Annotated in this window: 19 protein-coding genes; 9 read left to right on the top strand and 10 right to left on the bottom strand. The window is 71.0% G+C overall.

The features are described 5' to 3' along the window. Nucleotides 1–2 precede the first annotated feature (2 nt). The 3 genes from FHS07_RS08225 to FHS07_RS08215 all read left to right on the top strand — a co-directional run bounded on the left by FHS07_RS08225 (nucleotide 3) and on the right by FHS07_RS08215 (nucleotide 3,536). On the top strand, nucleotides 3–1,031 hold the full coding sequence (locus tag FHS07_RS08225; RefSeq protein WP_246383157.1) for a sugar phosphate isomerase/epimerase family protein: 1,029 nt from the start codon (nucleotides 3–5) through the stop codon (nucleotides 1,029–1,031). A gap of 17 nt (nucleotides 1,032–1,048) precedes the next feature. Next, entirely contained in the window at nucleotides 1,049–2,320 is a 1,272-nt protein-coding gene (locus tag FHS07_RS08220) for a hypothetical protein (protein WP_183419331.1), read from the top strand. A gap of 73 nt (nucleotides 2,321–2,393) precedes the next feature. Further along, nucleotides 2,394–3,536, top strand: a complete 1,143-nt coding sequence (locus FHS07_RS08215) for a COG1361 family protein (RefSeq protein ID WP_183419330.1) — start codon at nucleotides 2,394–2,396, stop codon at nucleotides 3,534–3,536. Between the two features lie 678 nt (nucleotides 3,537–4,214). On the opposite strand, the gene FHS07_RS08210 is transcribed toward FHS07_RS08215, so the two are convergent. The 3 genes from FHS07_RS08210 to FHS07_RS08200 all read right to left on the bottom strand — a co-directional run bounded on the left by FHS07_RS08210 (nucleotide 4,215) and on the right by FHS07_RS08200 (nucleotide 8,143). Next, the gene (locus tag FHS07_RS08210; RefSeq protein WP_183419329.1) at nucleotides 4,215–5,396 is read right to left on the bottom strand and encodes an ROK family transcriptional regulator; all 1,182 of its coding nucleotides are present in this window, start codon (nucleotides 5,394–5,396) and stop codon (nucleotides 4,215–4,217) included. 99 nt (nucleotides 5,397–5,495) lie between these two features. Then, nucleotides 5,496–6,548 carry an ABC transporter permease gene (locus FHS07_RS08205; RefSeq protein WP_183419328.1) on the bottom strand — a complete coding sequence of 351 codons (1,053 nt, stop codon included), beginning with the start codon at nucleotides 6,546–6,548 and terminating at the stop codon, nucleotides 5,496–5,498. Then, on the bottom strand, nucleotides 6,545–8,143 hold the full coding sequence (locus FHS07_RS08200) for a sugar ABC transporter ATP-binding protein (RefSeq protein ID WP_183419461.1): 1,599 nt from the start codon (nucleotides 8,141–8,143) through the stop codon (nucleotides 6,545–6,547). Before FHS07_RS08200 ends, FHS07_RS08205 begins: the two co-directional genes overlap by 4 nt. 186 nt (nucleotides 8,144–8,329) lie before the next feature. Here FHS07_RS08200 and FHS07_RS08195 point away from each other — a divergent pair, with 186 nt between their 5' ends. The 3 genes from FHS07_RS08195 to FHS07_RS08185 all read left to right on the top strand — a co-directional run bounded on the left by FHS07_RS08195 (nucleotide 8,330) and on the right by FHS07_RS08185 (nucleotide 11,703). Beyond that, nucleotides 8,330–9,379, top strand: a complete 1,050-nt coding sequence (locus tag FHS07_RS08195) for a substrate-binding domain-containing protein (RefSeq protein WP_183419327.1) — start codon at nucleotides 8,330–8,332, stop codon at nucleotides 9,377–9,379. Between the two features lie 92 nt (nucleotides 9,380–9,471). Next, entirely contained in the window at nucleotides 9,472–10,659 is a 1,188-nt protein-coding gene (locus FHS07_RS08190) for a Gfo/Idh/MocA family protein (RefSeq protein WP_183419460.1), read from the top strand. 39 nt (nucleotides 10,660–10,698) lie between these two features. Next, nucleotides 10,699–11,703 carry a sugar phosphate isomerase/epimerase family protein gene (locus FHS07_RS08185; protein WP_183419326.1) on the top strand — a complete coding sequence of 335 codons (1,005 nt, stop codon included), beginning with the start codon at nucleotides 10,699–10,701 and terminating at the stop codon, nucleotides 11,701–11,703. Nucleotides 11,704–11,953: 250 nt separating this feature from the next. Here the strand turns inward: FHS07_RS08185 and FHS07_RS08180 are convergent, their stop codons facing one another. From FHS07_RS08180 to FHS07_RS08145, 7 genes are all read right to left on the bottom strand, one after another. Next, nucleotides 11,954–13,336 (bottom strand): alkaline phosphatase family protein, encoded by a 1,383-nt coding sequence (locus FHS07_RS08180; RefSeq protein ID WP_183419325.1) that lies wholly within the window; start codon nucleotides 13,334–13,336, stop codon nucleotides 11,954–11,956. Continuing rightward, nucleotides 13,333–14,496 (bottom strand): metabolite traffic protein EboE, encoded by a 1,164-nt coding sequence (gene eboE / locus FHS07_RS08175; protein ID WP_183419324.1) that lies wholly within the window; start codon nucleotides 14,494–14,496, stop codon nucleotides 13,333–13,335. The genes FHS07_RS08180 and eboE overlap by 4 nt, the downstream gene beginning before the upstream one ends. Further along, entirely contained in the window at nucleotides 14,496–15,380 is an 885-nt protein-coding gene (locus FHS07_RS08170) for a TatD family hydrolase (protein ID WP_183419323.1), read from the bottom strand. The genes eboE and FHS07_RS08170 overlap by 1 nt, the downstream gene beginning before the upstream one ends. Before the next feature lies 1 nt (nucleotide 15,381). Then, nucleotides 15,382–17,154: an EboA domain-containing protein gene (locus tag FHS07_RS16285; protein WP_221189148.1), complete on the bottom strand. Its 1,773-nt coding sequence runs from the start codon at nucleotides 17,152–17,154 to the stop codon at nucleotides 15,382–15,384. Next, entirely contained in the window at nucleotides 17,151–18,017 is an 867-nt protein-coding gene (locus tag FHS07_RS08155; RefSeq protein WP_183419322.1) for an SCO3242 family prenyltransferase, read from the bottom strand. The genes FHS07_RS16285 and FHS07_RS08155 overlap by 4 nt, the downstream gene beginning before the upstream one ends. Beyond that, nucleotides 18,014–19,213 (bottom strand): inositol-3-phosphate synthase, encoded by a 1,200-nt coding sequence (locus FHS07_RS08150; RefSeq protein ID WP_221189147.1) that lies wholly within the window; start codon nucleotides 19,211–19,213, stop codon nucleotides 18,014–18,016. Before FHS07_RS08150 ends, FHS07_RS08155 begins: the two co-directional genes overlap by 4 nt. 420 nt (nucleotides 19,214–19,633) lie before the next feature. Further along, on the bottom strand, nucleotides 19,634–20,500 hold the full coding sequence (locus tag FHS07_RS08145) for an alpha/beta fold hydrolase (RefSeq protein ID WP_183419320.1): 867 nt from the start codon (nucleotides 20,498–20,500) through the stop codon (nucleotides 19,634–19,636). 128 nt (nucleotides 20,501–20,628) lie between these two features. Here FHS07_RS08145 and FHS07_RS08140 point away from each other — a divergent pair, with 128 nt between their 5' ends. From FHS07_RS08140 to FHS07_RS08130, 3 genes are all read left to right on the top strand, one after another. Then, nucleotides 20,629–21,090 carry a MarR family winged helix-turn-helix transcriptional regulator gene (locus tag FHS07_RS08140; protein WP_246383154.1) on the top strand — a complete coding sequence of 154 codons (462 nt, stop codon included), beginning with the start codon at nucleotides 20,629–20,631 and terminating at the stop codon, nucleotides 21,088–21,090. 8 nt (nucleotides 21,091–21,098) lie between these two features. After that, a complete protein-coding gene (locus tag FHS07_RS08135) occupies nucleotides 21,099–22,460 on the top strand; it encodes an MFS transporter (protein WP_183419457.1) in 1,362 nt (453 codons plus the stop codon). A 99-nt stretch (nucleotides 22,461–22,559) separates the two neighbouring features. Further along, nucleotides 22,560–24,170: an MFS transporter gene (locus tag FHS07_RS08130; RefSeq protein ID WP_183419319.1), complete on the top strand. Its 1,611-nt coding sequence runs from the start codon at nucleotides 22,560–22,562 to the stop codon at nucleotides 24,168–24,170. Nucleotide 24,171: the final 1 nt, after the last annotated feature.

Genomic DNA, 24,171 nt, shown 5'->3' with positions numbered 1-24,171 from the left:
TCATGAGTCACCACCACGACCACGCGCACCCCACGGTGCCCGATCGGCCCATGAGCCGTCGCACCCTGCTGAAGGCCTTGGCGGCGTCGTCCGTCGCCGTCGGCATCGGCGCCGCCGCCATGCCCGCCGCAGCCTCCGCATCCACCGCTTTCGGGGCTCGTGCGGCCGCTGCCGCTCCCCCGGTCAGCGCCGGCAAGCGCCTCGTCCCGGTCAACCGCATCGGCATCCAGCTGTTCACCGTCCGCGACAAGGTCAGCTCGCTGGGCTTCCGCGCGGTGTTCGAGGAGCTCGCCAACATCGGCTACTCGGAGATCGAGTTCGCCGGGTACACGCAGGGCCAGGTCGGCGCGATCACGCCGCAGCAGATCCGTCAGCTGCTCGACGACAACGGCCTGCGCGCGACGGGTGCCCACGTCAACCTGAACCCGAACAACATCGACCAGCAGCTCGAGATCGCCAACGTGCTCGGCATGCCGCACCTGGGCCAGGGCGGACCCATCGCCGGCGGCTACGGCGGCCCCATCGCCAAAGACGCCTGGATGCAGGCGATCGGCACGTGGAACCAGATGGGCGAGAAGGGGCGTGCCGCGGGCATCAAGCTCTACCTCCACAACCACGCCCAGGAGTGGGGCTACACCACCGACACCCAGGAGCGCGTCTACGACCTGTACTGGCAGCACCTGAACCCCGAGACGGTGTTCTTCGAGATGGACGTCTACTGGGCGCACGTCGGAAAGCACCTGTACCCCGGCTTCGAGCCGATCGACTACATCAAGCGCGACCCGCGACGCTTCCCGATCCTTCACCTCAAGGACGGGAAGCTGAACCCGAACAGCCCCAACGGCTACGACATCGTCGAGTTCGGCGCCGGGAACATCGACTACACGGCGTTCCTCTCGCAGCTGCGCGACCGCGGCCAGCGGTTCGGAATGTTCGAGCAGGACAACGCCTCTACGGTGCCGGTCAACCCCGGCAACTCGCTGGCAAACGCCGACCGCAGCTACGACAACATCGCAGCCCTGCGCGGCTGAGCGACGAGGAAGATCACATGAACAAGATCACCAAACTCACCACCATCGGTCTCCTCGTCATCGGGGGCAGCGTCGTCGCGGTCCCCGCATACGCGGCCGACCTCACCTGCACCGACGACCTGGGCAGCCAGACCGTCTCCGGCAATCTGCTGGTCCCCAGCGGCGCGGACTGCGTCCTGGGCGGCGCGACCGTCGAGGGCGACATCGTCGTGCAGGAGGGCGGGTGGCTGGATGCCACCTCCGTCACCGTCACGGGAGACGTCATCGCCACGGATGCGTACGGCGTGTCGCTCGACGGCACCAGCGTCGAGGGCGACATCAGCGCCTACTCGGCCGACACCACCGTGGGCTTCCTCTACGTCAACGACCTGCGTGTCGGCGGGTCGGTGGAGGCCGGCGGCATCGACGTAGAGGTCGTGGACAGCGCGATCACGGGCTCCCTGCTCACGCAGCAGGCGAACTACGTCGACGTCGTGCGCTCGTCGGTCGGCGGCGACGTGTCGGTCGACCGCTCCGGCTGGGGCGTGTCGATGACCGGCGCGATCGTCAAGGGCGACGTCACCGTGAGCGGCAGCTCGCGCGACGTCCTCATCGGCGCCACCGCCGACGGCGGCAGCGACGCCTTCGCCAACTCGTTCGGCGGCGGCCTGTCGCTGACGGGCAACTCGGCCAACCTGCGCGTGGCGAACACCACGGTCTACGGCGCTCTGGCACTCGATGCGAACACCCCGGCCGCCGTGTTCGGCGCCGGCGTGCGCGCCGGCTCCACCACGGGCGACTACACCGGCGAGGCGCCGACCGCGCCGCCGGCCGGCGACCAGTCGATCGCCGTGACCGTGCCCGCACAGGGTTCGGGTGAGCTGACGTGGTCGATCGAGGGAACGTCGCGGCTCGTCGACCTCGGGGTGGCCGAGCAGGAACTCGACCACTTCCACGCCGAGGGGGAGATCGTGCCGATCCGCATCCAGGACACCCGCGCCGGCAACCCCGGATGGTCGCTGACCGCCCAGGTGTCGGACTTCACCGCCGGTGGCGAGCAGGTGTCGAGCAAGTACCTCGGCTGGACGCCCGGAGTGATCGAGACGCAGGGCGGCGCCGTCGCCGGTGCTCCCGTCCCCTCGGGCTTCGACGAGGGCGAGGGCCTGTCGGTGGCTCGCACCCTCGCGTCGGCCGATGAAGGCCACGCGCGCGGCAGCTCGCTCGTGGGCGCCGACCTGGATCTCAAGCTCCCGCTCGAGACCCCCCGCGGTACCTACACCGCGACCGTGACGCTGACCGCCCTCAGCTGATCCCCTCCCGTCGGGGTCGCGTTCCTCTCGAGCGCGGCCCCGACGGACCCTCCTCTCACCGAAAGCCACGCCCATGTCCCAGGCGAAATCCTCCCCCGTCCGTCTTCTCCTCTCCCTTGTCGCCGCCTCGGCCCTTCTGCTGGGAACGCCCGCCGTCGCCTCTGCGACCGCCGCTCCCTCCGCCGCCTCTGCGACCGCCGCCGCTCCTTCCGCCGATACCGCGGTGACGTGGAGCGTCAAACCCGCCGACACCGCGCAGGGGCGCGACCGGCCGAACTACGCCTACGACCTGGCCCCCGGGGGGACGGTCGGCGACGCGCTCTATGTCGCGAACCGCAGTCCCCAGCCGATCACGCTCTCGGTGTACGCCGCAGACGGCTTCCTCACCGAAGACGGTTCCCTCGACATCCTCGCCGGGGGCGTGGCATCCACCGATCTCGGCAGCTGGGTCTCGATCGAAACGCCCGAGCTCACCCTCGACAGCGGCGCGAGCGCCGAGGTCCCCTTCACCGTGACCGTGCCCGCCGACGCCTCTCCGGGCGACTACGCCGCGGGCGTCGTGGCATCCATGCGCGTCACCGCCGACAACGGCACCATCACCGAACGGCGCCTCGGCTCCCGCGTGCACCTGCGCGTGCAGGGCGACCTCGCGCCGGCTCTGACCGTGGGCGACGTCGTCGTCGACTACCACGGCACGGCCAGCCCGATCGAGTCGGGCTCGGCGACCGTCACCTACACCCTCACCAACACCGGCAACACGCGCCTCGACCCCGCCGTCGACGTCGCCCTCGGCGGCCCCTTCGGCCTCGCGGGCGTGACCGCCGACGACGACGCCCCCGAGCTGCTGCCCGGAAGCTCGCTGCAGCGCACCGTCGAGGTCGCGGGAGTCGTTCCGCTCGGCCTCCTCGCCGCCGAGGTGACCGCGACCTCGCAGGTCGTCTCGCGGACCCTCGCCGGCGCCGAGCCCTCGGCCCTCGATCCGCTCGTGTCGGAGGGGGCGGCGTCCACGGCTGCGATGCCCTGGACGGCGCTGGCAATCCTCCTCGTCCTCGCGCTGTTCGTCGCCTGGCGCATCGTCGCCGCACGCCGGCGGAAGGCCGCTCATGCCCGGGAGCTCGCCGCCGCGGTGGCCGCGGCTCGGGCGGAGGGCGCGCCGGGCGTCGACGCCGAGCGCGAGACGGTTCCCGTGGGTGGTGCGACCGTCTCCGAACCGTAGGTGGACCCCGCCGGCCCCGAGGGAGATACCCCCCGCCGGCCCTGAGACCCGCTCGCGGCGTGGAGAGGGACACTCCACGCCGCGAGCGATGGACGACGCCCGTCGTGCTGCGGCACGGCGGGCGTTTCGCGTGGGTTCCGTTCCGCTGCGGCACGGGGACTCGCAGAACGGCGCGATGCGCACAGCCCCCTATCCGGGTCGCGCGAGCAGGGTGCCGATCTGCCAGGAACGGCACCCTGACGGCGTCCTCACTGCGCGACGTGCGAGGAACATCCGTACGCGGACCCACCCACGGGTCGGCGAGCCCCCGCTCGGACACAACGCAGGAGATCCGTCCCGGACGCGGCGCGTACACGCGTTCTGGTCGCTCTGCCGCGCACATCTCCTGCGTTGTGTCGCGGGACCCACCCCGGAGCGGCGGCCCACGCCCGATCCGCAGGAGTTCTGCCCCACTCGACGGCCGCGAGCCGCCTGCCCCGAGCAGCGAAGTGCACGCCGACGGGCCGAGCACGCCGACGGGCGGTCCGCAACGGAGGGGCGATTCGCGACGCGCCGGGCCGGCGGCATCCCGAATCGGCGTGTCACCGCAACGACGCGGCGGGGGACGCGACAACCGGCGTGTCACCGCAACGGCCCGCCGTTGTGCACGGCGGGAGCGCATCGCGCCGAGGCGCGGGGTCAGGCCCGCAGGAACGCGGCGTTCAGCGACTCCGGAGCGAGGGCGTGCTCGACGGCGAGCATGCTCGCACCGATGACCGCGGCGTTCTCAGCCGCGACCGACTGCACGATCGAGAGGTACTCGGTGGCGAGGGGCGTGGAGCGGGTGTAGACGACCTCGCGCACGCCCGCGATGAGGTGCTCGCCGACCCGCGCCATCGAACCGCCGATGGCGATGACCGACGGGTTCATCAAGCTGACGCACGTCGTGAGCACTTCGCCGATGTCGCGGCCGGCCTGGCGCACGGCCTGGATCGCGTCGATGTTGCCCCGCTTGACCAGGTCGACGACGTCGGAGCCGGTGTGCGCCTCGATCCCCTGCGCGCGCAGGGCGCGGGCGATGGCGGGACCGGATGCCAGGGCCTCGAGGCATCCGCGATTGCCGCACTGGCACGGGATGTCGGCGCCGCGCGCGACCTGCACGTGACCGATGTCACCGGCGATGCCCTGCGCGCCGCGCTGCAGGCGTCCGTCGGAGATGATGCCGGTGCCGATGCCGGTGGCGACCTTGACGAACATGAAGTGCTCGACCGCGGGCCAAGCGACGCTGCGTTCGCCCAGCGCCATGATGTTGACGTCGTTGTCGACGAGCACGGGCACCGGCATGTGGCGGTTGATCCAGCCGGGGATGTCGAAGCGATCCCAGCCGGGCATGATCGGGGGGTTCACGGGCTGCCCGGTGGAGTGCTCGACGGGTCCGGGGACGCCGATGCCCATGGCCGCGACGTCGGAGGCCGAGCGTCCCGATTCGGTGAGCAGGGCGGATGCCGTCTCGACGAGCCAGGTGAGTACCGGCTCGGGGCCGAGGGCGATGTCGATCTCGCCGGTCTTCTCCGAGAGCACCTTGCCCGTGAGATCGGCGATGGCGACCGTGCCGTGCGAGGCACCGAGGTCGACGGCGACGACGACTTTCGCGGCGGGGTTGATCGCGAACTGGGACGGAGGGCGACCGCCGGTGGACACGGCGTCGGCGACGGGGGTGATCAGACCCATCCGCATGAGCTCGTCGACGCGCACGGCGACGGTGGACCGCGCCAAGCCGGTGGACTTGGCCAGTTCCGCGCGGGTGCGCGGGACCCCGTCTCGCAGCAGCTGGAACAACTGGCTCACGCCGTTGACCGACTGCACGGAATCTGTCGTCATCCTCTTCACGCCCTCAGTACACCATTAGTTGACATGTGTTCAGTCCACATGCCGAAGGCGGCTACGCACTTTACGCAGCCGCCCTCGGCACAGGGTGTGTCAGCTCCGTCCGGGAGGGCGGGAGAAGCGTTGCTGCAGGAGCACCGCGACCACGATGATGACACCTTTCGCCACCGCCTGGACCGAAGAAGACAGATTGTTCTGGATGAACACGTTCGTGAGCGTCGCGAAGATCAGCACGCCGAACACGGTGCCGGTGATGGTTCCGCGACCGCCCACGAGGAGCGTCCCGCCGACGACGACCGCCGCGATGACGTCGAGCTCGAGGAGCTGACCGTTGGTGGAGCTTCCCGCGGTGGTGCGCCCGAGGAACATGACGCCGGCGATTCCGGAAGCCAGCCCCACGAGCACGTACAGCCACATGACGTGGCGCTTGACGTTGATCCCCGCCAGGCGCGCGGCCTCGCGGTTGCCGCCGATGGCGATGGTGCGCCGGCCGAAGGTGGTGCGGTTCAGCAGCACCCAGCCGAGCACCGCCACGATCAAGAAGATCCAGACGAGCATGTTGACGCCGAGGATGTCGGAGTTCATGAACGTGATGAAGCTGCGGTCTTCGACGACGAGGGTGCGGCGCTCGGCCAGGATCTCGGCGAGACCTCGCGCCCCCACGAGCATGGCCAGGGTCGCCATGAACGCCACGACGTTGCCGTATGCGATGACGATGCCGTTTATCAGGCCCGCGGCCGCGCCTACGGCGAGCGCGAAGATCACGAAGACGATCCAGTGCATCGAATCGGCCAGATCCTGCACGACCGCGAGGGTGCCGACGACGGATGCGAGGCCCACGACCGATCCGACGGACAGGTCGATGCCGCCGGCGATGATGACGAGAGTCATGGCGATGGCCACGACGCCCGTGATCGAGGCCTGACGGAGGATCACGAAGATGTTGTCGACCGTGAGGAAGGTGCCCGGAGCGGAGATGGCGCCGACGATCATCATCACCACGAGGGCGACGACGAGGCCGATGTTGCGGCCGGCGGAACCGGAGAAGAACCTCCGCACCGGCGATGTCGATGAGGGCGAGGCCGGCGTCATGCCGGCCTCGGCGGGAACCGTGCGTACACGGGTCGGGGTGGTCGGCTCGCTCACGCGGCGGATCCTTTCATGACGAGGTCGAGCACGCCGTGCTCGTCGATCTGGTGGGAGGGGAGCGTGCGCAGGATCTGACCATCGGCCACGACGAGCACGATGTCGGCGAGGCCCAGCACTTCTTCGATCTCGCTCGAGACCACGACGACGGCGTTGCCGGCGGCGGCGAGGTCACGGATGAGCGCGTAGATCTCGGCGCGCGCGCCGACGTCGACGCCGCGGGTGGGTTCGTCCAGAAGCAGCACGTCCGTGCCGTGGATGAGCCAGCGGGCGAGGAGGATCTTCTGCTGGTTGCCACCGGAGAGCGTGCGGGCCGCGCGGTCGGGGTCGGCGGGGCGCAGCTCGAGGGCGTCGATCTGCTCCACGGCGACCCGTCGCGCCGAGCGGTCGTCGAGGAACCCGCCCTTGGCGAACCGTGACATCGAGGCGAGAGTGGCGTTGACGTAGATCGGCTCGTCGAGCACGAGGCCCTGGCTCTTGCGCTCCTCGGGCGACAGGCCGACCCCGGCGCGGACCGCGGCGAACACGGATCCGCGCGGCAGCGTGCGCCCCTTGACGCTCACGCTTCCTCCCGAGGAGCGGCGGGCCCCGTAGACGGTCTCGAGGATCTCGGAGCGGCCCGATCCGACGAGACCGGCCAGTCCCACCACCTCCCCCGCGCGAACGGTGAACGAGACGTCGGAGAAGACGCCCGGGAGGGCGAGGTCCTTCACCTCGAGGACGACGGGGGCGTCGGCTGCGATCGGCGCGCGCTCGGGGAAGACGTTGGTGATCTCGCGACCGGTCATGAGGCGGATGAGCTCGGACTTCGGCGTCTCGGCGGCGGGGAGTCCCACCGCCGTCGTGCGCCCGTCCTTGAGAACGGTGATGCGGTCGCCGATCTCGCGGATCTCCTCGAGGCGGTGCGTGATGTAGACGACCGCGATGCCCTCGGAGGTCAGCTCCCGCACGACGGCGAAGAGGTTCTTCACCTCCTCGCTGTCGAGCACGGCCGACGGCTCGTCCATGATGATGAGCTTGATGTCGTGGGACAGCGCACGCGCCATGCTCACGATCTGCTTGTTGGCGGCGCTGAGCGAGCCGACCTCGGTGTGCGGCGAGAGGCTCGCGTGCCCGAGGCGGCGCAGCAGCTCGGTCGTCTGCCGCGCGGCGGCGGAGCGCTTCGTGAAGCCCCCGCGAGCGAGCTCGTGTCCGAGGAAGATGTTCTCGGCGATCGTGAGACCGTCGACGACGTCGAGCTCCTGGTACATCGTGGCGATGCCGAGGTCGATGGCCGCCTGCGGGTCGGCGATCTCGACGCCCTCCCCCTGCCAGGTGATCGCGCCGCCGTCGGGTCGGTGGACCCCCGCGAGCGTCTTGATCAGGGTGGACTTGCCCGCGCCGTTCTGGCCGAGCACGCAGTGCACCTCACCGGCGCGCACGTCGAGGTCGACGCCGCGCAGAGCGTGCACCCCGGCGAAGGACTTCGTGACGCCGCGGACTTCGAGTAATGACGACGCATGGTCAACTTTGATCACGGAGCGAACATAACACGCTGCATCTCCGACGCGCGACCCACATAAATGCAGTCGGGTCGCGGTGGCTGGCCTGCGCATCCCCGCGTGGAGGGGCGCCACAGGAAGCGTTGTCGTCGCTTCCTCGAACTTTTATCGCTGTCATATCAAAAGTTGACTGTCGAACCGATACTTCTGCTAGCGTGAGCCCCGTCAGAGTGGACCCTTCCTTCGGGACGACCCGCGTCCGCGACGACCCCCGCTGCATCACATTCAAGGAGGAAGTACATGCGCTCACAGATGAAGTCGCGTTCCCGTCTCGTTCTCACCGGAGTCGCCGTCCTCGCGTCGGTCGGTCTGCTCGCCGGTTGCACGGGCTCGAACAACGACGCCGAGAACGTCGTCGACCAGGGCACCAGCACCGAAGAGAACGCCGCCACCGGCGACACCGTCACGATCGGCTTCTCCGGCCCCGCCGCCGACCACGGATGGCTCGGCGCCATCAACTCGGGCGCACTCGCCGCCGCCGAGAGCTTCCCCGACGTCGACCTGCAGGTCGCCGAGGGCACCAACGACGTCAACGCGCAGATCGCCGCCGTCGAGACCTTCATCAACAACGGCGTGGATGCCATCGTGCTGCTGCCCAGCGACGGTGCCGCCCTGACCGAGGTCGCGATCAAGGCGATGGAGGCCGGCATCCCGGTCATCAACGTCGACCGCGAGTTCTCGAGCCCGTTCGCCGCCCGCTCGACCGTGCTCGGTGACAACTACGGCATGGGCGTCAGCGCCGGCACCTACATCTGCGCGCAGCTCGAGGGCAACAGCGACGCCGTCGTCGCCGAGATCGCCGGCATCGACTCGCTGCCGCTGACCCAGGACCGCTCGGCCGGCTTCGCCGACGCCCTGTCGGACTGCGGCCTCGAGGTCGGCCCGCGCGTCGCCGCCGACTTCACCGTGCAGGGAGGGGAGTCCTCCACCTCGCAGCTGCTGTCGGCCAACCCGAAGATCGACGCCATCTGGAACCACGACGACGACCAGGGCATCGGCGTGCTCGCCGCCATCACTGCGTCCGGTCGTGACGAGTTCTTCATGGTCGGTGGCGCCGGTAGCCGCAACGCCATGGAGGCCATCGAGGCCGGCGACACCCCGCTCGAGGCGACGGTCATCTACCCCTCGACGCAGGCCGCCGACGGCATCGCGCTCGCGCGCCTCATCGCCCAGGGCAAGACTGCGGGCGACCTCATCACCCCGAGCGTTCCCAACCGCATCGTGCTCGACGCACCGGTCGTGACGAAGGACAACGTGGCGTCCTTCATCGATCTGTCGTTCGAGTCCTGACCTGGTTCGGGGCGTCCGCGCTCGTCGCGGACGCCCCGTCCTCGTTCCCCCCACAGAAAGACCTCATCGTGACCCAGCACTTTCGCATCGCCATGATCGGCGCGGGATTCATGGGCGCCGCGCACTCCCAGGGATGGCGCGTCGCTCCCCGCTTCTTCGATCTCCCCCTCGCCCCCGAGATGAGCGTCCTCGTCGGACGCGACGCCGCCCGCACACGGGCCGCGTCCGAGACATGGGGGTGGGCCGAGAGCTCGACCGACTGGCGCGAGGTGCTCGAGCGCGACGACATCGACGTCGTCGACATCGTCACCCCCGGCGACACGCACGCCGAGATCGCCATCGCCGCCCTCGAAGCCGGCAAGCACGTGCTCTGCGAGAAGCCCCTCGCCAACACCGTCGACGAAGCCCGACGGATGGCGGATGCCGCCGCTGCCGCCGCTGTGAACGGCATCCGGTCGATGGTGGGCTTCACGTACCGCCGCCTTCCCGCGACCACCTTCGCGCGCGACCTCATCGCCGCCGGCCGCCTCGGCGACATCCGCCAGGTGCGCGCCGAATATCTGCAGGACTGGCTGAGCGACGCCGAAGCCCCCCTCACGTGGCGCCTGCAGAAGGACCGCGCCGGGTCCGGTGCGCTCGGCGACATCGGTGCGCACGCCGTCGACATCACCGAGTTCATGACCGGCCAGCGCCTCACCCGCGTCGCCGGCGTCCTCGAGACGATCGTCGCCGAGCGCCCCGTCCTCGCGGCATCGTCCGGCCTGTCGGGTTCGGCGGGCACCGAGAGAGGCGCCGTCACCGTCGACGACCTCGCTCTGTTCACCGGCCGCTTGCAATCCGGCGCCCTCGCCTCGTTCGAGGCCTCCCGCTTCCGCCTCGGTCGAAAGAACGGTCTGCGCGTCGAGATCGCCGGCTCCCTCGGCTCGCTCTCGTTCGACCTCGAGAGCCCCAACGAACTGCAGTACTACGACGCGACCCTCCCCGACACCGAACAAGGCTTCCGTCGCATCCTCGTCACCGAGCCCGGGCACCCCTACGTCGGCGCCTGGTGGCCCACAGGCCACATGCTCGGCTACGAGCACGGCTTCTCGCACCAAGCGAAGGACTTCGTCGAGGCGGTCGCCGCCGGTGACGACCCCCGCCCCTCGTTCGCCGACGGCCTGCACGTCCAAGAGGTGCTGGACGCCGTCGCGCGCAGCTCCGACGCCGACGGCGTCTGGACGGGCGTCGAATCGCCGTCGGCCGTCGCTTCCGTCGAGCGCGTGCTCGCGGCATCCTGAACCGCATCCCCGATCCGCACCGATGAGAGGACTTCCGCGATGACGCGACCGATCACGCTGTTCACCGGCCAGTGGGCCGATCTGCCCTTCGACGAGGTCGCACGGCTCGCCGGCGAATGGGGCTACGACGGCCTCGAGATCGCCTGCTGGGGCGACCACCTCGACCCCTGGCGCTGGGATGACGAGGCCTACGTGCAGGGGAAGCTCGACGTGCTCGAGCGCAACGGCCTGAAAGTGTGGACCATCTCCAATCACCTCAAGGGCCAGGTCGTCTGCGACGACCCCATCGACCAGCGCCACCGCGACATCGTGTCGGACCGCGTATGGGGCGACGGCGACCCGGAGGGCGTGCGTCAGCGCGCCGCCGAGGAGCTGAAGAACACGGCGCGCCTGGCATCCAAGCTGGGGGTGAAGACCGTGACCGGCTTCACCGGATCGAGCATCTGGAAGTACGTCGCGATGTTCCCGCCCGCCACCGAGGAGATGGTGGATGCCGGATACCAGGACTTCGCGGACCGCTGGAACCCGATCCTCGACGTCTTCGACGAGGTCGGTGTGCGCTTCGCTCACGAGGTGCACCCCTCGGAGATCGCCTACGACTACTGGACGACGAAGCGGGCGCTGGAGGCGATCGGGCACCGCGAGGCGTTCGGGCTCAACTGGGATCCCTCGCACATGGTGTGGCAGGACATCGATCCCGTCGCATTCCTGTGGGACTTCCAGGACAAGATCTTCCACGTGCACTGCAAGGACACCAAGAAGCGCCTGACCAATGGGCGCAACGGCCGCCTGTCGTCGCACCTGCCGTGGGCGGATCCGCGCCGCGGATGGGACTTCATCTCCACCGGTCACGGCGACGTGCCGTGGGAGGACGCCTTCCGCATGCTGAACGCCATCGGCTACGACGGTCCGCTGTCGGTCGAATGGGAGGATGCGGGGATGGACCGCCTGGTCGGAGCGCCCGAGGCGCTCGGCTTCGTGCGGAAGTTGTCGACGTACGAGCCCTCCGGGGCGGCGTTCGACGCGGCGTTCAGCCAGCGCTGAACGGGGGGCTGCGGAAGCGATCACCGGAAGGGCCGGGTGCGTGGGGCACCCGGCCCTTCTGTCTGCCCGGTGGCGTGTCGCGGCGCCGTGACGGTCGCTGAGCCGGTCGAAGCCACCGGAACTGTTCAACCGCGCGGGGAACGACATCACCAGCGGACACGACGCAGGAGATTTCCACCGCCAACGCCGTTCTCTGCGGTGCGCAGACCTGCAGGAGCCTCCCTTTCCTGCGTTGTGCCCGGCGGGCGCGTCAGACGCCGAGCCCTCGCAGCACCAGGTCGCGGACGCCGGCCGCGGGCACCGCCTCGACCTCGGGGAGCAGCCCCGGGTCGCTGGTCACCACCATCGGCGCATCCTGCCGCGACGAGGGCAGGCGGCCGTGGGTGCCGCGCACGCACGTGGGATCGAGCGGAACGGTGCTCATGGCGTAGCGCAAACCCAGCTTCTTCTTCACCAGGTTCGCCCCGGCCTTCGCCTTGGCGAGGCGGTCTGCGGGGTCGAAGAACAGCTCAGCGGGGTCGTACCCGGGTTTGCGGTGGATGTCGACGCCCCGGGCGTACTCGGGCGCGCGGTCGTCGTCGAGCCAGAAGTAGTAGGTGAACCACGCACCAGGCTCGGCCACCAGCACGAGGTCGCCGGAGCGCTCATGGTCGAGGCCGTACCGTGCCTGCGCCTCGCGGTCGAGCACCTCGTCGACGCCGTCGAGCTCGGCGAGCAGCTCGGCCACGCGCCGCAGGTCTGCGGCATCCGGAACGTAGATGTGGGCCACCTGGTGGTCCGCGACGGCGAAGGCGCGGGAGGTCCAGGGGTCGAGCTGTTCGCGGCCGTCCTGCACGTAGACCTCGAGCAGGCCCGCCCGCCGTAACGCCCGGTTGACGTCGACGGGCCGCGTCGCCTGCTCGATGCCGTACTCCGACACCGCGACAACGGTGTAGCCCCGATCGAGGGCATCGTCCAGCAGAGGCGCGACGGCGTCGTCGAGCTCACGGGCGGCGCGTTCGGCCTCGGCGCCGTTCGGTCCGAAGCGCTGCAGGTCGTAGTCCAGATGCGGCAGGTACGCCATCGCGAGGTCGGGCGCGGGCCCCCACCTCTCGGTGATCATGCCGCGCGTCGCCTCGGCGAGCCAGGCGCTGCTGCGGATGGTCGCGGTCGGCCCCCAGTACTGGAACAGAGGAAACTCCCCCAGCGCGCTCACGAGCTGGTCGTGCAGGGCCGCGGGACGCACGTACGCGTCGGGGCTCTTGCGTCCGTCGGCGTGATAGATCGGGCGAGGGGTGACGGTGACGTCGGTCGTCGCTCCCATCGCGAACCACCAGCCGAGATTGGCGGTACGCAGCTCGGGGCGCGAACGGCGGGCGGTCTCCCACACCTTCTCCCCCGCGACGAGCTTGTTGTGTTGGCGCCACAGCAGCGGATCGCCGAGGCCCCGGAAATACCACCCGTTGCCGACGATGCCGTGATCACGCGGCGCGAGGCCGGTGAGCATCGTCGACTGCACGCTGCACGTCACGGCGGGCAGGATCGTGTCGAGCCCCGCCTGACCGCCCCGGCGCCCCACGGCGCTCAGGCGCGGCATCGCCGCGAGGGCCCGCGGGGTGAGCCCCACGATGTCGAGGAGGAGGACCTTGCTCACACCAGACTCCTTCCGCCGATTCCGGATGCCGGGACCCCGGCGACAGCGTGCGGCAGGTGCTCGTGCACCCAGCGCAGCTCCGCGGCGATGCCGTCGACGAGCGTCACGGGCTGCAGGGAGGCGGGCAGCACCGACCAGGTGTAGGTCTCGACGTCGAGGTGCGCGTCGTCGCCGCCCGGAGCGGTGAGGACGGCATCGATCGCGGCGAGAAGCACCTCGGTCGTGGCGCGGAGCGGTGCCGCCGGCCGGGCGTGCAGGGGGATGTGCACGTGCACGCGCCAGGGCTGATCCGTCGGCCAGGGATCGTGCGCGTCGAGCACCTCGGGCAGGTCGTCGGCGGCGTGCGTGCCGCGCAAGGAGCGCACCTGGTGCACGTACCGCTCCTCGGCGAAGGGCTGAAGCGACGCGACCGTGCGCCAGTCGGACGGGTCGGGCACCTCGAGGGCCACCGACGCCTGCACCTTCACGATGCGCACGCCCGCGGCGGCCGCCGCTGCGACGACGGTGGCAGGGTCCGCGAACGACACGGCGAGGTGGCAGGTGTCCAGGCACAGCCCGAGCAAGCCGTCGGCGATGAGGGCCGGGCGGGCGCCGAGCCAGGCCACGACGTCGGCGACGTCGTCGAGGATGCACCCGGGCTCGGGCTCGATGCCCACGCGCACGGTGCGACCGGTCTCGCGCTCGATGGCGGCGAGACCCGCGACCAGGCGGGTCAGCGCCTCCTCGGCGGCGGCGTCGGAGGTGGCATCCCATCCCTCCCGCCAGCCGAGCGGAAGCGTCGAGATGCTTCCCGCGGCACCGGGCGGCAGTAGCGCCGCCAGCGCCCGGGCGCAGTCGAGGGTGTAGGCGAGGCGCTCGGCCGTGGTCCAGTCGGGGCGGTAGACCGCGAGCTTGACGACGTCGTCGTGGAACCCGCGGTACGGGAAGGCGTTCACGGTGCGGAGCTCGAGGCCGTTGCGTTCGAGAGCGGCGGCAAGGATCGCCCGGGCCCCCTCGTCATGGGACAGGACGGATGCCACCCCCACCGGCATCCAGAGTCCGACGCCGAGGCGGTCGAGGCCGGCTGCGCGGCGCACCGGGCCCGCGTGCTCGTCGAGCTGGCGGACGATGCCCGTGACGTCTTCGGCGGGATGGACGTTGGTGCAGTAGGAGAGGTGCATCAGACTCCCTGCCGCGAGGCCGTGCCGCGCAGGACCGTGTTGCCCTCGAACAGGTCGGGTCCCTGGCTCGCCGGGGCGAAGCCTTCGATGGGCTCGGTGTTCACACGACCGCTCTGCGCATAGAAGTCGCGGGGGTTGCGCCACAGGATGCGGTCGACGTCGTCGTCGCTGAAGCCCGCATCGAGCATGGCCAGGCCGGTCTTCGCCGTCTTCAGCGGGTCGGAGCGTCCCCAGTCGGCGGCGGAGTTGACGATCACGCGGTCGAGGCCGATGCGCTGCATGATCGCGACCACGCGCTGCTCGTCCATCTTGGTGTCGGGGTAGATCGAGAAACCCATCCACGCCCCGCTGTCGGCGACGGCGTCGACGCACGTCTCGTTGAGGTGGTCGACGAGCACGTGCTCCATTAGGATGCCGGACTCCGCGACGACGTCGAGGGTGCGCTGCGTGCCGACGGCCTTGTCGCGGTGCGGGGTGTGCACGAGGACGGGGAGGTCGAACTCGATCCCGAGCGCGAGGTGCTGGCCGAGGATCTCGTCCTCCTCGCGCGTCATCGAGTCGTAGCCCGTCTCGCCCACCGCGACGACGCCGTCCTTGGCGAGGTAGTGGGGCAGCTCCGACATCACCTCGCGGCAGCGCGGGTCGTTCGCCTCCTTCGGGTTCAAGGCGATCGTGCAGTGGTGGCGGATGCCGAACTGCGCGGCGCGGAACCTCTCCCATCCGATCAGCGTGTCGAAGTAGTCCAGGAACGACCCGACACTCGTGCGCGGCTGCCCGAGCCAGAACGCCGGCTCGACCAGGGCGCGGACGCCGGCGTCGTACATCGCCTCGTAGTCGTCGGTGGTGCGCGCCGTCATGTGGATGTGGGGATCGAAGATGCGCATGTCAGGCCCTTTCACGAGCGAGCAGGAGGGTGAGGTCGTCGGGCACGGATCGGCCGGCGGCGCGGCGCTCCTCGGCGAAGCGCGTGGCCATCGCGGCGAGCTCGTCGTCGGCCCGAGCGTCCAATTCCGCCACGACGGAGAGGGGGATGCCGAGGAACACGCACTTCAGCACGCCGTGACGCCACGCGTGATCGTCGAGGTGGGCCGCGGCGAACGAGCCGAGGGCGGCGGCGACGAGGCGGGTGTCGTTGGCGCGGAGGGCGTCGACGACGAGGTCGACGCCGGCGTCGCGCCACGCCGGAGGAGGAGCGGCGATCGCGTCGAGCCCCCGGAGCACCCCGCGGCGCTCGGCGTCGTCGCCGCGTCGGTACAGGGCGGCGGCCACGGCGGGGTCGGCACCGCTGTCGGCCAGGGCGGCGACGATCACGGCCCGCGCGGCGTCGTCGGCGGTCGGCGCGAAGGGGTCTGCGGAGAGGGGTTCGCGGCCCACCTCGCGGCCGGCCGAGGCGAACAGGTGCGCGGCGCGGGTGGCATCCATTCGGACGTCCTCGGCGGCGCGGGCCGTCCAGGGGTGCGTGAACCGTGGGGCGGGCGCGGTGGGAGCGCCGGCCGCGGGCGCGGTGGAGGCGCTGGGAGCGGGCGCGGTGCAGGCGCTGGGAGCGGGCGCGGTGCAGGCGCTGGGAGCGGGCGCGGTGCAGGCGCTGGGAGCGGGCGCGGTGGAGGGCGTGGGAGGAGCGGAGGGCGTGGACGGCACGTAGGGCCCTCCCCCGGGCTCCGACCCTCCCGTCGTCACGGGCACCGCGCCATGGGAGGAGATTCCGGGAGCGGAGGATGCCGCGGCCTCAGGCGCTCCCCCCGTCGCCGCATCTCCTCCCGTCGCCGACGCGGCAGTCGCCGACGTAGCCGCCGCCGAAGCCGCACCGGCCGCACCGGAGCGCTCCGCCGCCGCGACGAGCGCCGCCATGCTCTCGCGCGCGAGAGTCGGGGCCGCGTGCGCGTGTCGGGGCAGTTCGACGGCGACGACGCCCCGGTAGCCGATCTCGCGGAGGGCGGCGAGGGCGGCGTCCAGGTCGAGCACTCCCTCACCGAAAGGGAGGTGTTCGTGCGCGTGCGGGAGCATGTCGTCGGCCTGCACGTTGCGCAGCAGGGCGCCCGCGGCGCGTAGTGCCCCCACCACCCCGTCGGGTTCGACGACGACGCAGTGACCCAGATCGACGGTGATGCCGAGGATCGCGGGGTGTCCGATGCGGGCGCGGACGGCCAGGGCGTCGGCGACGGTCTCGACCACCATGCCGGGTTCGGGCTCGAGGGCGAGAGTGACGCCGGCCGCGGCGGCGACCGCGGTGAGCTCGAGCAGGCGTTCGTCGAGCAGCACGCGTGCGGCGTCGATCGAGACGTCGTCGGGCAGCACGCCGCTCCACAGCGACACGCACTCCGCGTCGAGGATGGCGGCGATCTCGATCGCGCGGCGGAGGAACACCATGCGCGGCTCGGCGTTGCGGTCGACGAGGGTCGGGCGGTGCTTGCGCACGGGATCGAGCAGGTAGCGGGTGCCGGTCTCGACGACGACCCGCAGGCCCCGGCGGCGGAGGTCGGCCGCCTGCGCCTCGGCCTGGGCGCGCCAGTCGGGGGCGAACGGATCGAGGTGAGGGTGGCCGAGGGTGAGGGCGACGGCGGTGTATCCCTCGCCCTGCATCACGTCGAGCGCCACCGGCAGCGGATGATCGGTGAAGCCGTTCGTGCCGTATCCCCAGCTCCAGGCCACGTCGTTCATGTGATGTCTCCTCGGGAGCGGCGGCGCCCGAGCGCGAGGCCGATGGCCTCGACCCCGAGCAGTGCGAGGGTGGCGATCGTCGAACCGGCGCGGGCGGCCAGCGCGACCTGCAGCGGCACGACCGCGCGGATACCCGCCCGGGTGGCGGCCCGCGCCGTGGCCGCGTCGGGGTCTCGTGCGACGGCGAGGTGCCCCGGCAGCACCGCGGCGAGGTAGCGGGCGCCGCCGAGTGCTGCGGCCGCGCGGTCGCCCGGGCCCGCGAGACCGGACGCCGCGACGGCGACGCCGGCGCCCACCGCGGCGCGTCCGATGGTGCGGGTCGATCCGTCGACCTCCCCGCGCGAGACGGCGGTGACCGCGACCGTGTGGGCGGCGACAGCACCGGCAGGAAGGAGCGCTCGGCGCCACCCCGGACCTGCGGCGCCCATCATCACGTCGAGTCCGCGGCAGGCAGCCATCACCACCGGACCCGCCACCGTGGACTTGAAGACGAGGTCGTACGCCCACAGCGCGCCCGCGAGCGCGAGCGACACGGCGCCCGAACGAGGTCCGGCGACGAACGCCGAGCCGACGCCGACCAGCGTCAGCCCCGCGCCGGCGGCGAGAGCGCGCGACCGCGAGATACGCCCCGACGGGATGGGGCGTTCCGGTCGCTCGACGGCGTCGAGATCGGCGTCCGCCCAGTCGTTCAGGGCCATGCCGGCGCTGTAGAGGCACACCGACGACACCGCGAGGACACCCGCGCGCACCGCGCCGTCGCCGCCCGGGCCGCGTGCGCTGAGACCACCGACGAGCGCGTCACCCAGGACGGTCAGCGACGCGGGGGCGCGCACGAGGTCGAGGTAGTCCGCAGCCCGAGTCACGGTGCGGCGACCCGCGCCGCCGCCACGGCGGTCGCCGTCTCGTGCACCCACGAGACGAACTGCGCCGTCTGCTCGCCGAAGCCGTGCACGTCACTGCCCCACGGGTCTTTGAAGAAGCAGCCGAGGGCCGGGACGACGCCGGCGTGACCGGCGCGGGTGGCCAGCGACAGCGATCGCACGAGGTCGATCACCAGGGGTGCGGCGAGCGCGGAGTCGTACGCGCTCCACGTGGTCTGCAGGGTGACGCGGCTCCCGAGGAAACCGGTCGCACTCACGTGGTCCCACGCGGTCTTGACGTCGCCGAGGTCGGGCACGTTGTCGATGTGCAGGGGGGCGACGACGTCGTCGCCGACGAGCGCGTGCAGCCCGCGGTTCTTCGACACCAGCTTGGAGCGCACGGCCTCCGGGTCGGCCAGGGTGGCGCCGTCGCCGCCTCCGAGCAGGTTGGTCCCCGCCCAGGACTGCACGCGGAATCCGCGGGCGGCGAACATCGGTGCGAGGACCGTGCGCAGCAGTGTCTCGCCCGTCTTGCCGTCCTGACCGGCGTACGCGATACCGGCGCGCTCGGCGCGTGCGCGCAGCACGGGCAGATTCAGGGATGCCGAGGGGGTGAAGGCGGCGTAGGCGGCACCGGCCGCGATGGCGGCGAGGGCAGCGCGTGAACTGGGCGGGAGCACCCGCACACCCGGGGTCGTGAGGGCGGTCTGCAGCACCTCATCGTCTTCGAAACCGGGATGGTAGGGCGGCAGAGGTTCGGTGGACGAGACGTCGATCACGACGACTTCGCGCAGGCCGTGACGGTCGCGGAAGTCGACGATGTCGGCGGCGAGCAGGTCGATCTCCTCCTGCTGCGTGGTGGTGAGCGTGGGCACGGCGCGGAGGTTCTCCTCGGTGCCACGGAGCCGTTCGCGTACGGCCTCGACGAGGGCTGCGGGAAACATGCCCCCGGCGGCGAGGTGCTCGGCCCGCTCCTCCAGCGGCGTGGTGGCGATGTCGTGTCCGCCGACGACGATGTCGGAGACCGCCGGGAACTCCGACACGCGAACGGCCTCGGTCTCGGTGGTGAGACCGACCGGAGAGGCCGCTCCGAGGGCGAGGGCGTGGATGCCGATCGTCGCCGTCGTGGCGAGCGATCCTCGTGCGCCGATGAACCACGCGCCGACGCCGGCGGTGGGGGTGGTGTCGGAAGTGTTCACGCGGGATCCGTTCTTCATTGAGGGACGTGACGATCCGGGCGCGCGCGATCGACCGGTCCGAGGACCGGGAGAGGGACGCGCTCCAGGGGGATGGCGGGCGGTTCGGGTGTGCGGGCCGGGACTCGTCATCGACGTCCCGGCCCTCCCGACAGTACCCAGGCTTTTGCGGGATAGCAACCAAAAGGTGTAGCCGTTAGGCGCAATAACTGCACGCGCGTCGGGCGCGTCGTCGACGGTCGGCATCCGGGCGCCCTCTTGCGGACATGACCGCTTCCGGCTCTCCCCCGCACGCCCTCACTCCCGCAGGCTGGAGTCATCGGCGGGTTGCGTCACCGCTTCCGATGCCGCCGTTGGGGGGAGAGGGGCCGGGTGCCGGAGCGGCTTCTCGTCCCCTCTCGGACGGCCCGCCTCCGGGGCCGCTCAGTCCGCCGACGACGGTGTGGCGCGGGTGGGCAGCCGCTCATCCAGCCAGGCGAGCAGGTCGGCGCGCACCTCGGCCTGCTGCAGCTCGGCGAAGATCTCGTGGCGGGCCCCGGGATAGACCCGCACCGTGACGTCGGTCAGACCGGATCGCTCACGATAGGCATCGGCCAGTAGGTGCACGCTCCGGGGACCACCGACGGTGTCGTCGCGTCCCACCATGAGGAGCATCGGCACGTCTCGACCGAGATCCCGTCGCGGACGGCCGAACAGCTTCGCCGCCTCGATCGGCCCGAACAGTCGCAGCAGCGGAGTAGACGTGGTGAGCGGGTCGTCGATGAAGTCGCGTCCGACCTGCTCGTCGCTCGACAACCACTCCATCCCGGAGCCGCGCAGATGCTTCCACGGGCCGTTCAGGTCTCCGGCGTTCAGGGAGCCCGGCCACCGCAGAGCGGTGCCGCTCAGCACGACGGCGTCGAAGGCCTCGGGATGCCGGTCGAGCAGCATCTGCGCCAGGAACGACCCCCACGAGTGCCCGAGGAGCACGAGCGGGAGGTCGGGATGCGCGTCACGGATGCGCTGCGTCAACGTCCAGACGGCATCGCGCGCGGCATCCACCCCGCCGGGGCCGAGCCGACCCAGCTTGCCGTGGTCACCGCCCCACTGCCGAAGTCCGGTGCGCCCGTGTCCCCGGTGATCGTCGGCGTACACGGTGTACCCGTTCGCGACGAGAGCCTCGATCAGGGCCTCGTAGCGACCCGCGTGCTCGCCCACGCCGTGCAGCAGCTGCACCACCGCGCGCGGCTCGGCCGCCTCGTACACGTCGTAGACGATCGGGATGCCGTAGGCGTCGACGAACTCGGGCATGGGCCGAGTGTACGGCTGCCGGCTACCGGGGCGCCCGGTGGCGGACGCGTCGACCGGGGCCGAAACGGCCGAATCGGCGGCATCCATTCCGTTAGCACGGCTAATGAGTTAGGCTAACGATCAGGAACATGAATGACAGCGTCGACGAATCCCCCCTCACCGACAACATTCCTGACCACAGCGCCGCAGCTTCCGAGCTGCGCATGGCGACATTCCGACTGGCTCGCCGCCTCCGGGCGCAACGAGCCGTCGACACCATGAGCGACGGGCAGTTCGCCGTCCTCGCCGCGCTGACGGTGCACGGCGCGCACACGCTCGGTCAACTGGCCGATCGGGAGCGCGTCACGGCGCCGTCGATGAACCGCACCGTCTCCCTCCTGGAGGGGGCCGGATACATCACACGCATCCCGGATGCCGTCGACCGCCGTCGGGTGAGCATCGATCTCACCGACTACGGCCGCACGATCGTCGACGAGACCGTCCGGCGGCGCGACGCCTTCCTCGAGGAGTCGCTGGCCGCACTGACCCCCGACGAGCGGGAGACGCTGGCCCGCGCGGCCCTGATCATGAGGAAGGTGGCCGACAAGTGAGCACATCGATGTTCCGGTCGCTGTCGATCTTCAACTACCGCGTCTGGTTCATCGGAGCACTCGTCTCCAACGTCGGCGCCTGGATGCAGGCCACCGCCCAGAACTGGGTGGTGCTCACGCAGCTCACCGACAACGACGCCGCCGCCATGGGCGTCACGATGGCCCTGCAGTTCGCCCCGCCGCTCCTGCTGGTCGGTGTCACCGGATGGGTGGCCGATCGCTTCGATCGCCGCAAGCTCATCATGTGCACGCAGGGCGCCCTTCTCGTCCTCGCCGTGAGCCTCGGCATCCTGCTTCTCGCCGGAGCGATGACGCTCCCCCTGATGTACGGCTTCGCGCTGGCCCTCGGTGTGGCGACGGCGTTCGACAACCCCGCACGGCAGGCGTTCGTGTCCGATCTCGTGTCGCAGGAGAACGCCTCCAACGCCGTGGCGCTGAACGCCGCGTCGTTCAACACCGCCCGGCTGATCGGCCCCGCCGTCGCCGGCGTGATGATCGTGCTCGTCGGCACCGGGTGGGTGTTCCTCGTCAACGCCGTGACGTTCCTCGCGATGCTCGGCGCGCTGCTGATCATGCGGCCGCACGAACTCGTTGCCCGCGCCCGGCGCAACGGTCCCGCTCGCCTGGCCGACGGCTTCCGCTACGTCGCGGGCCGCCCCGACCTCGTCGTCATCTTCGTCATGGTGTTCCTCCTCGGCGCCTTCGGCATGAACTTCCCGATCTTCGCCTCCACGATGGCCCTCGAGTTCGGCCGCGGCGCCGACGGCTTCGGTCTGCTCAGCTCCTTCGTCGCCATCGGCTCCCTGGCCGGCGCCCTCCTGGCCGCGCGCCGTGAGCGCGCGCGGATGCGCGTCGTGGTCGTGGGTACGGGCGGCTTCGCCGTGGCATCCGCCCTCTCGGTGCTCGCCCCCAGCTATGCGACGTACGCCGCCACGTTGGTGCTCACCGGCTTCTGCGTCGTGACGACGCTCACCACCGCGAACGGGTACGTGCAGACCACCACGGATCCGTCGCTGCGCGGCCGGGTGATCGCGTTGTACATGGCGATCCTGCTCGGCGGCACCCCCGTCGGCGCTCCGATCGTCGGCGCCGTGGCCACGGAGTTCGGGCCGCGGACGGCGATCGGACTGGCCGCCGCCGTCGCCCTCGTCGCGTGCGGGGTGGGCGTCGCGTGGACGCTGGCGTCGGGCCGCGTCCACCGCCACGAGACGAAGCGCTTCCGCCTCACCGTCGACGAGACGCGCCCCCTGCAGACGATCCCGGCCGAACCCGAGGACTTCAGCGACGAGATCGCCGGCACGACCCCGATCCCGCTGCCGCCGGGCGAGCGCTCTTCGCGCCCGGTGCACCGTCCGCGTCACAGCGCCTGATACTCCCCGGCGAGGCCCTGCGTCGTGCGCGCGCCCGGGCGAGCGCGAAGGTGCACGCAAGCCCTCGCGCTCCCACAACTAGCTAGATAAGCTAGCTACATGAACGGGAACCAGACATCCCGCCGGTGGGCGGGACTCGTCTTCATCAGCATCGCCGTCTCGCTGATCATCGTCGACTCGACGATCGTCAACGTGGCCGTCCCCTCGATCGTCGAAGAGCTGAAGATCTCCTCGACCGAGGTGCAGTGGGTCCAGGAGGCCTACACCCTCGTCTTCGCATCGTTCCTGCTCGTCTTCGGCAGCCTCGCCGACCGATTCGGACGACGTCGACTGATGCTGTGGGGCGTCGTCATCTTCGCCGGAGCCTCCGTCGCCGCCTCCCTCGCCCCCACCGGAGGGCTGCTGATCCTGTCGCGACTCGTCCAGGGCGTGGGCGGTGCGATGATCCTGCCGACGACCCTGTCGATCATCAACGCCACCTTCCGCGGACGCGAACGCGGCATCGCCTTCGCCGTGTGGGGATCCACGATCGGCGGCATGGCGGCCGTCGGGCCCCTGCTCGGCGGCTGGCTGACCACCGCCTTCTCGTGGCGGTGGGCGTTCGGGATCAACATTCCGCTCGGTGTCGTCATCGTGATCGGCGTCCTGCTCACCGTCGCCGAATCCCGCAGCGACCGTGTCGAGCGCATCGACGGCGTCGGCGCCCTGCTGTCGGTGCTCACGATGGCCCCGCTCGTCTTCGGCCTCATCGAAGGACGCACGTACGGATGGTGGACCGTTGCGACCGTCCCCACCGTGGGCGGATGGACCTGGCCGTTCTCCCTGTCGCCCGTACCGGTCGCCTTCGCGGTGGCGGTCGTCGCCCTCGTCGCCTTCGTCGCGTGGGGACGACGTCGCCAGCGCCAGGGGCGATCGACGCTCCTGGCCCTCGACCTCTTCCGCATCGCCTCGTTCCGCAACGGCAACATCGCGGCCGCCGTCGTGTCGCTGGGCGAGTTCGGCATCATCCTCGCACTGCCGCTGTGGCTGCAGTTCGTCATCGGCTTCGACGCCCTGCAGACGGGTCTGCTCCTCCTCGCCCTCGCCGTGGGCTCCTTCGTCGCGAGCGGCGTGGCCGGGGCGTTCAGCGGCAGGGTAGCGCCGGTGTGGATCGTGCGCGGCGGCCTCCTCGCCGAGATCATCGGCGTCGCCGGCGTCGCGTTCACCATCGCCCCGGATGCCACCTGGGGACCGCTCATCCCCTTCCTCTTCGTCTACGGGCTCGGCGTAGGGCTCGCCACCGCGCAGCTGACCGGCGTCGTGCTGGCCGACGTCCCCCCCTCCGCGAGCGGCCAAGCCTCGGGCACCCAGTCGACGGCGCGCCAGTTGGGCGCGGCCCTCGGCGTCGCGATCCTCGGTACCGTGCTCTTCTCGACGACCGCGGGGGTGTTGGCATCCACTCTCGACGATCGCGGAATCCCTGCGGCCGAACGCGACCAGGTCGTTTCGCAGGTCGTCGACAGCGCCGGAGCGGCGATCGTCGGTCTCGACGCCTCGCCCGAGACACAGGATCTGGCGATCAACGCCCGTGCGGCCTTCAGCGACGGCACGCGCGCCGCCGCCTTCACCGCCGCGGCCTTCCTGGCCCTGGGGCTCGCTTCGACGCTCACGCTCGGAGCGGGCGCATCGCGGCGCGAGCCCGAGGCGGCGAGGGCCGGAGAGACGGCCTGAG

Source organism: Microbacterium proteolyticum, from assembly GCF_014192415.1.
Taxonomy (GTDB): Bacteria; Actinomycetota; Actinomycetes; order Actinomycetales; family Microbacteriaceae; genus Microbacterium; species Microbacterium proteolyticum.
This window is presented reverse-complemented; position numbering and strand designations above follow the sequence as displayed.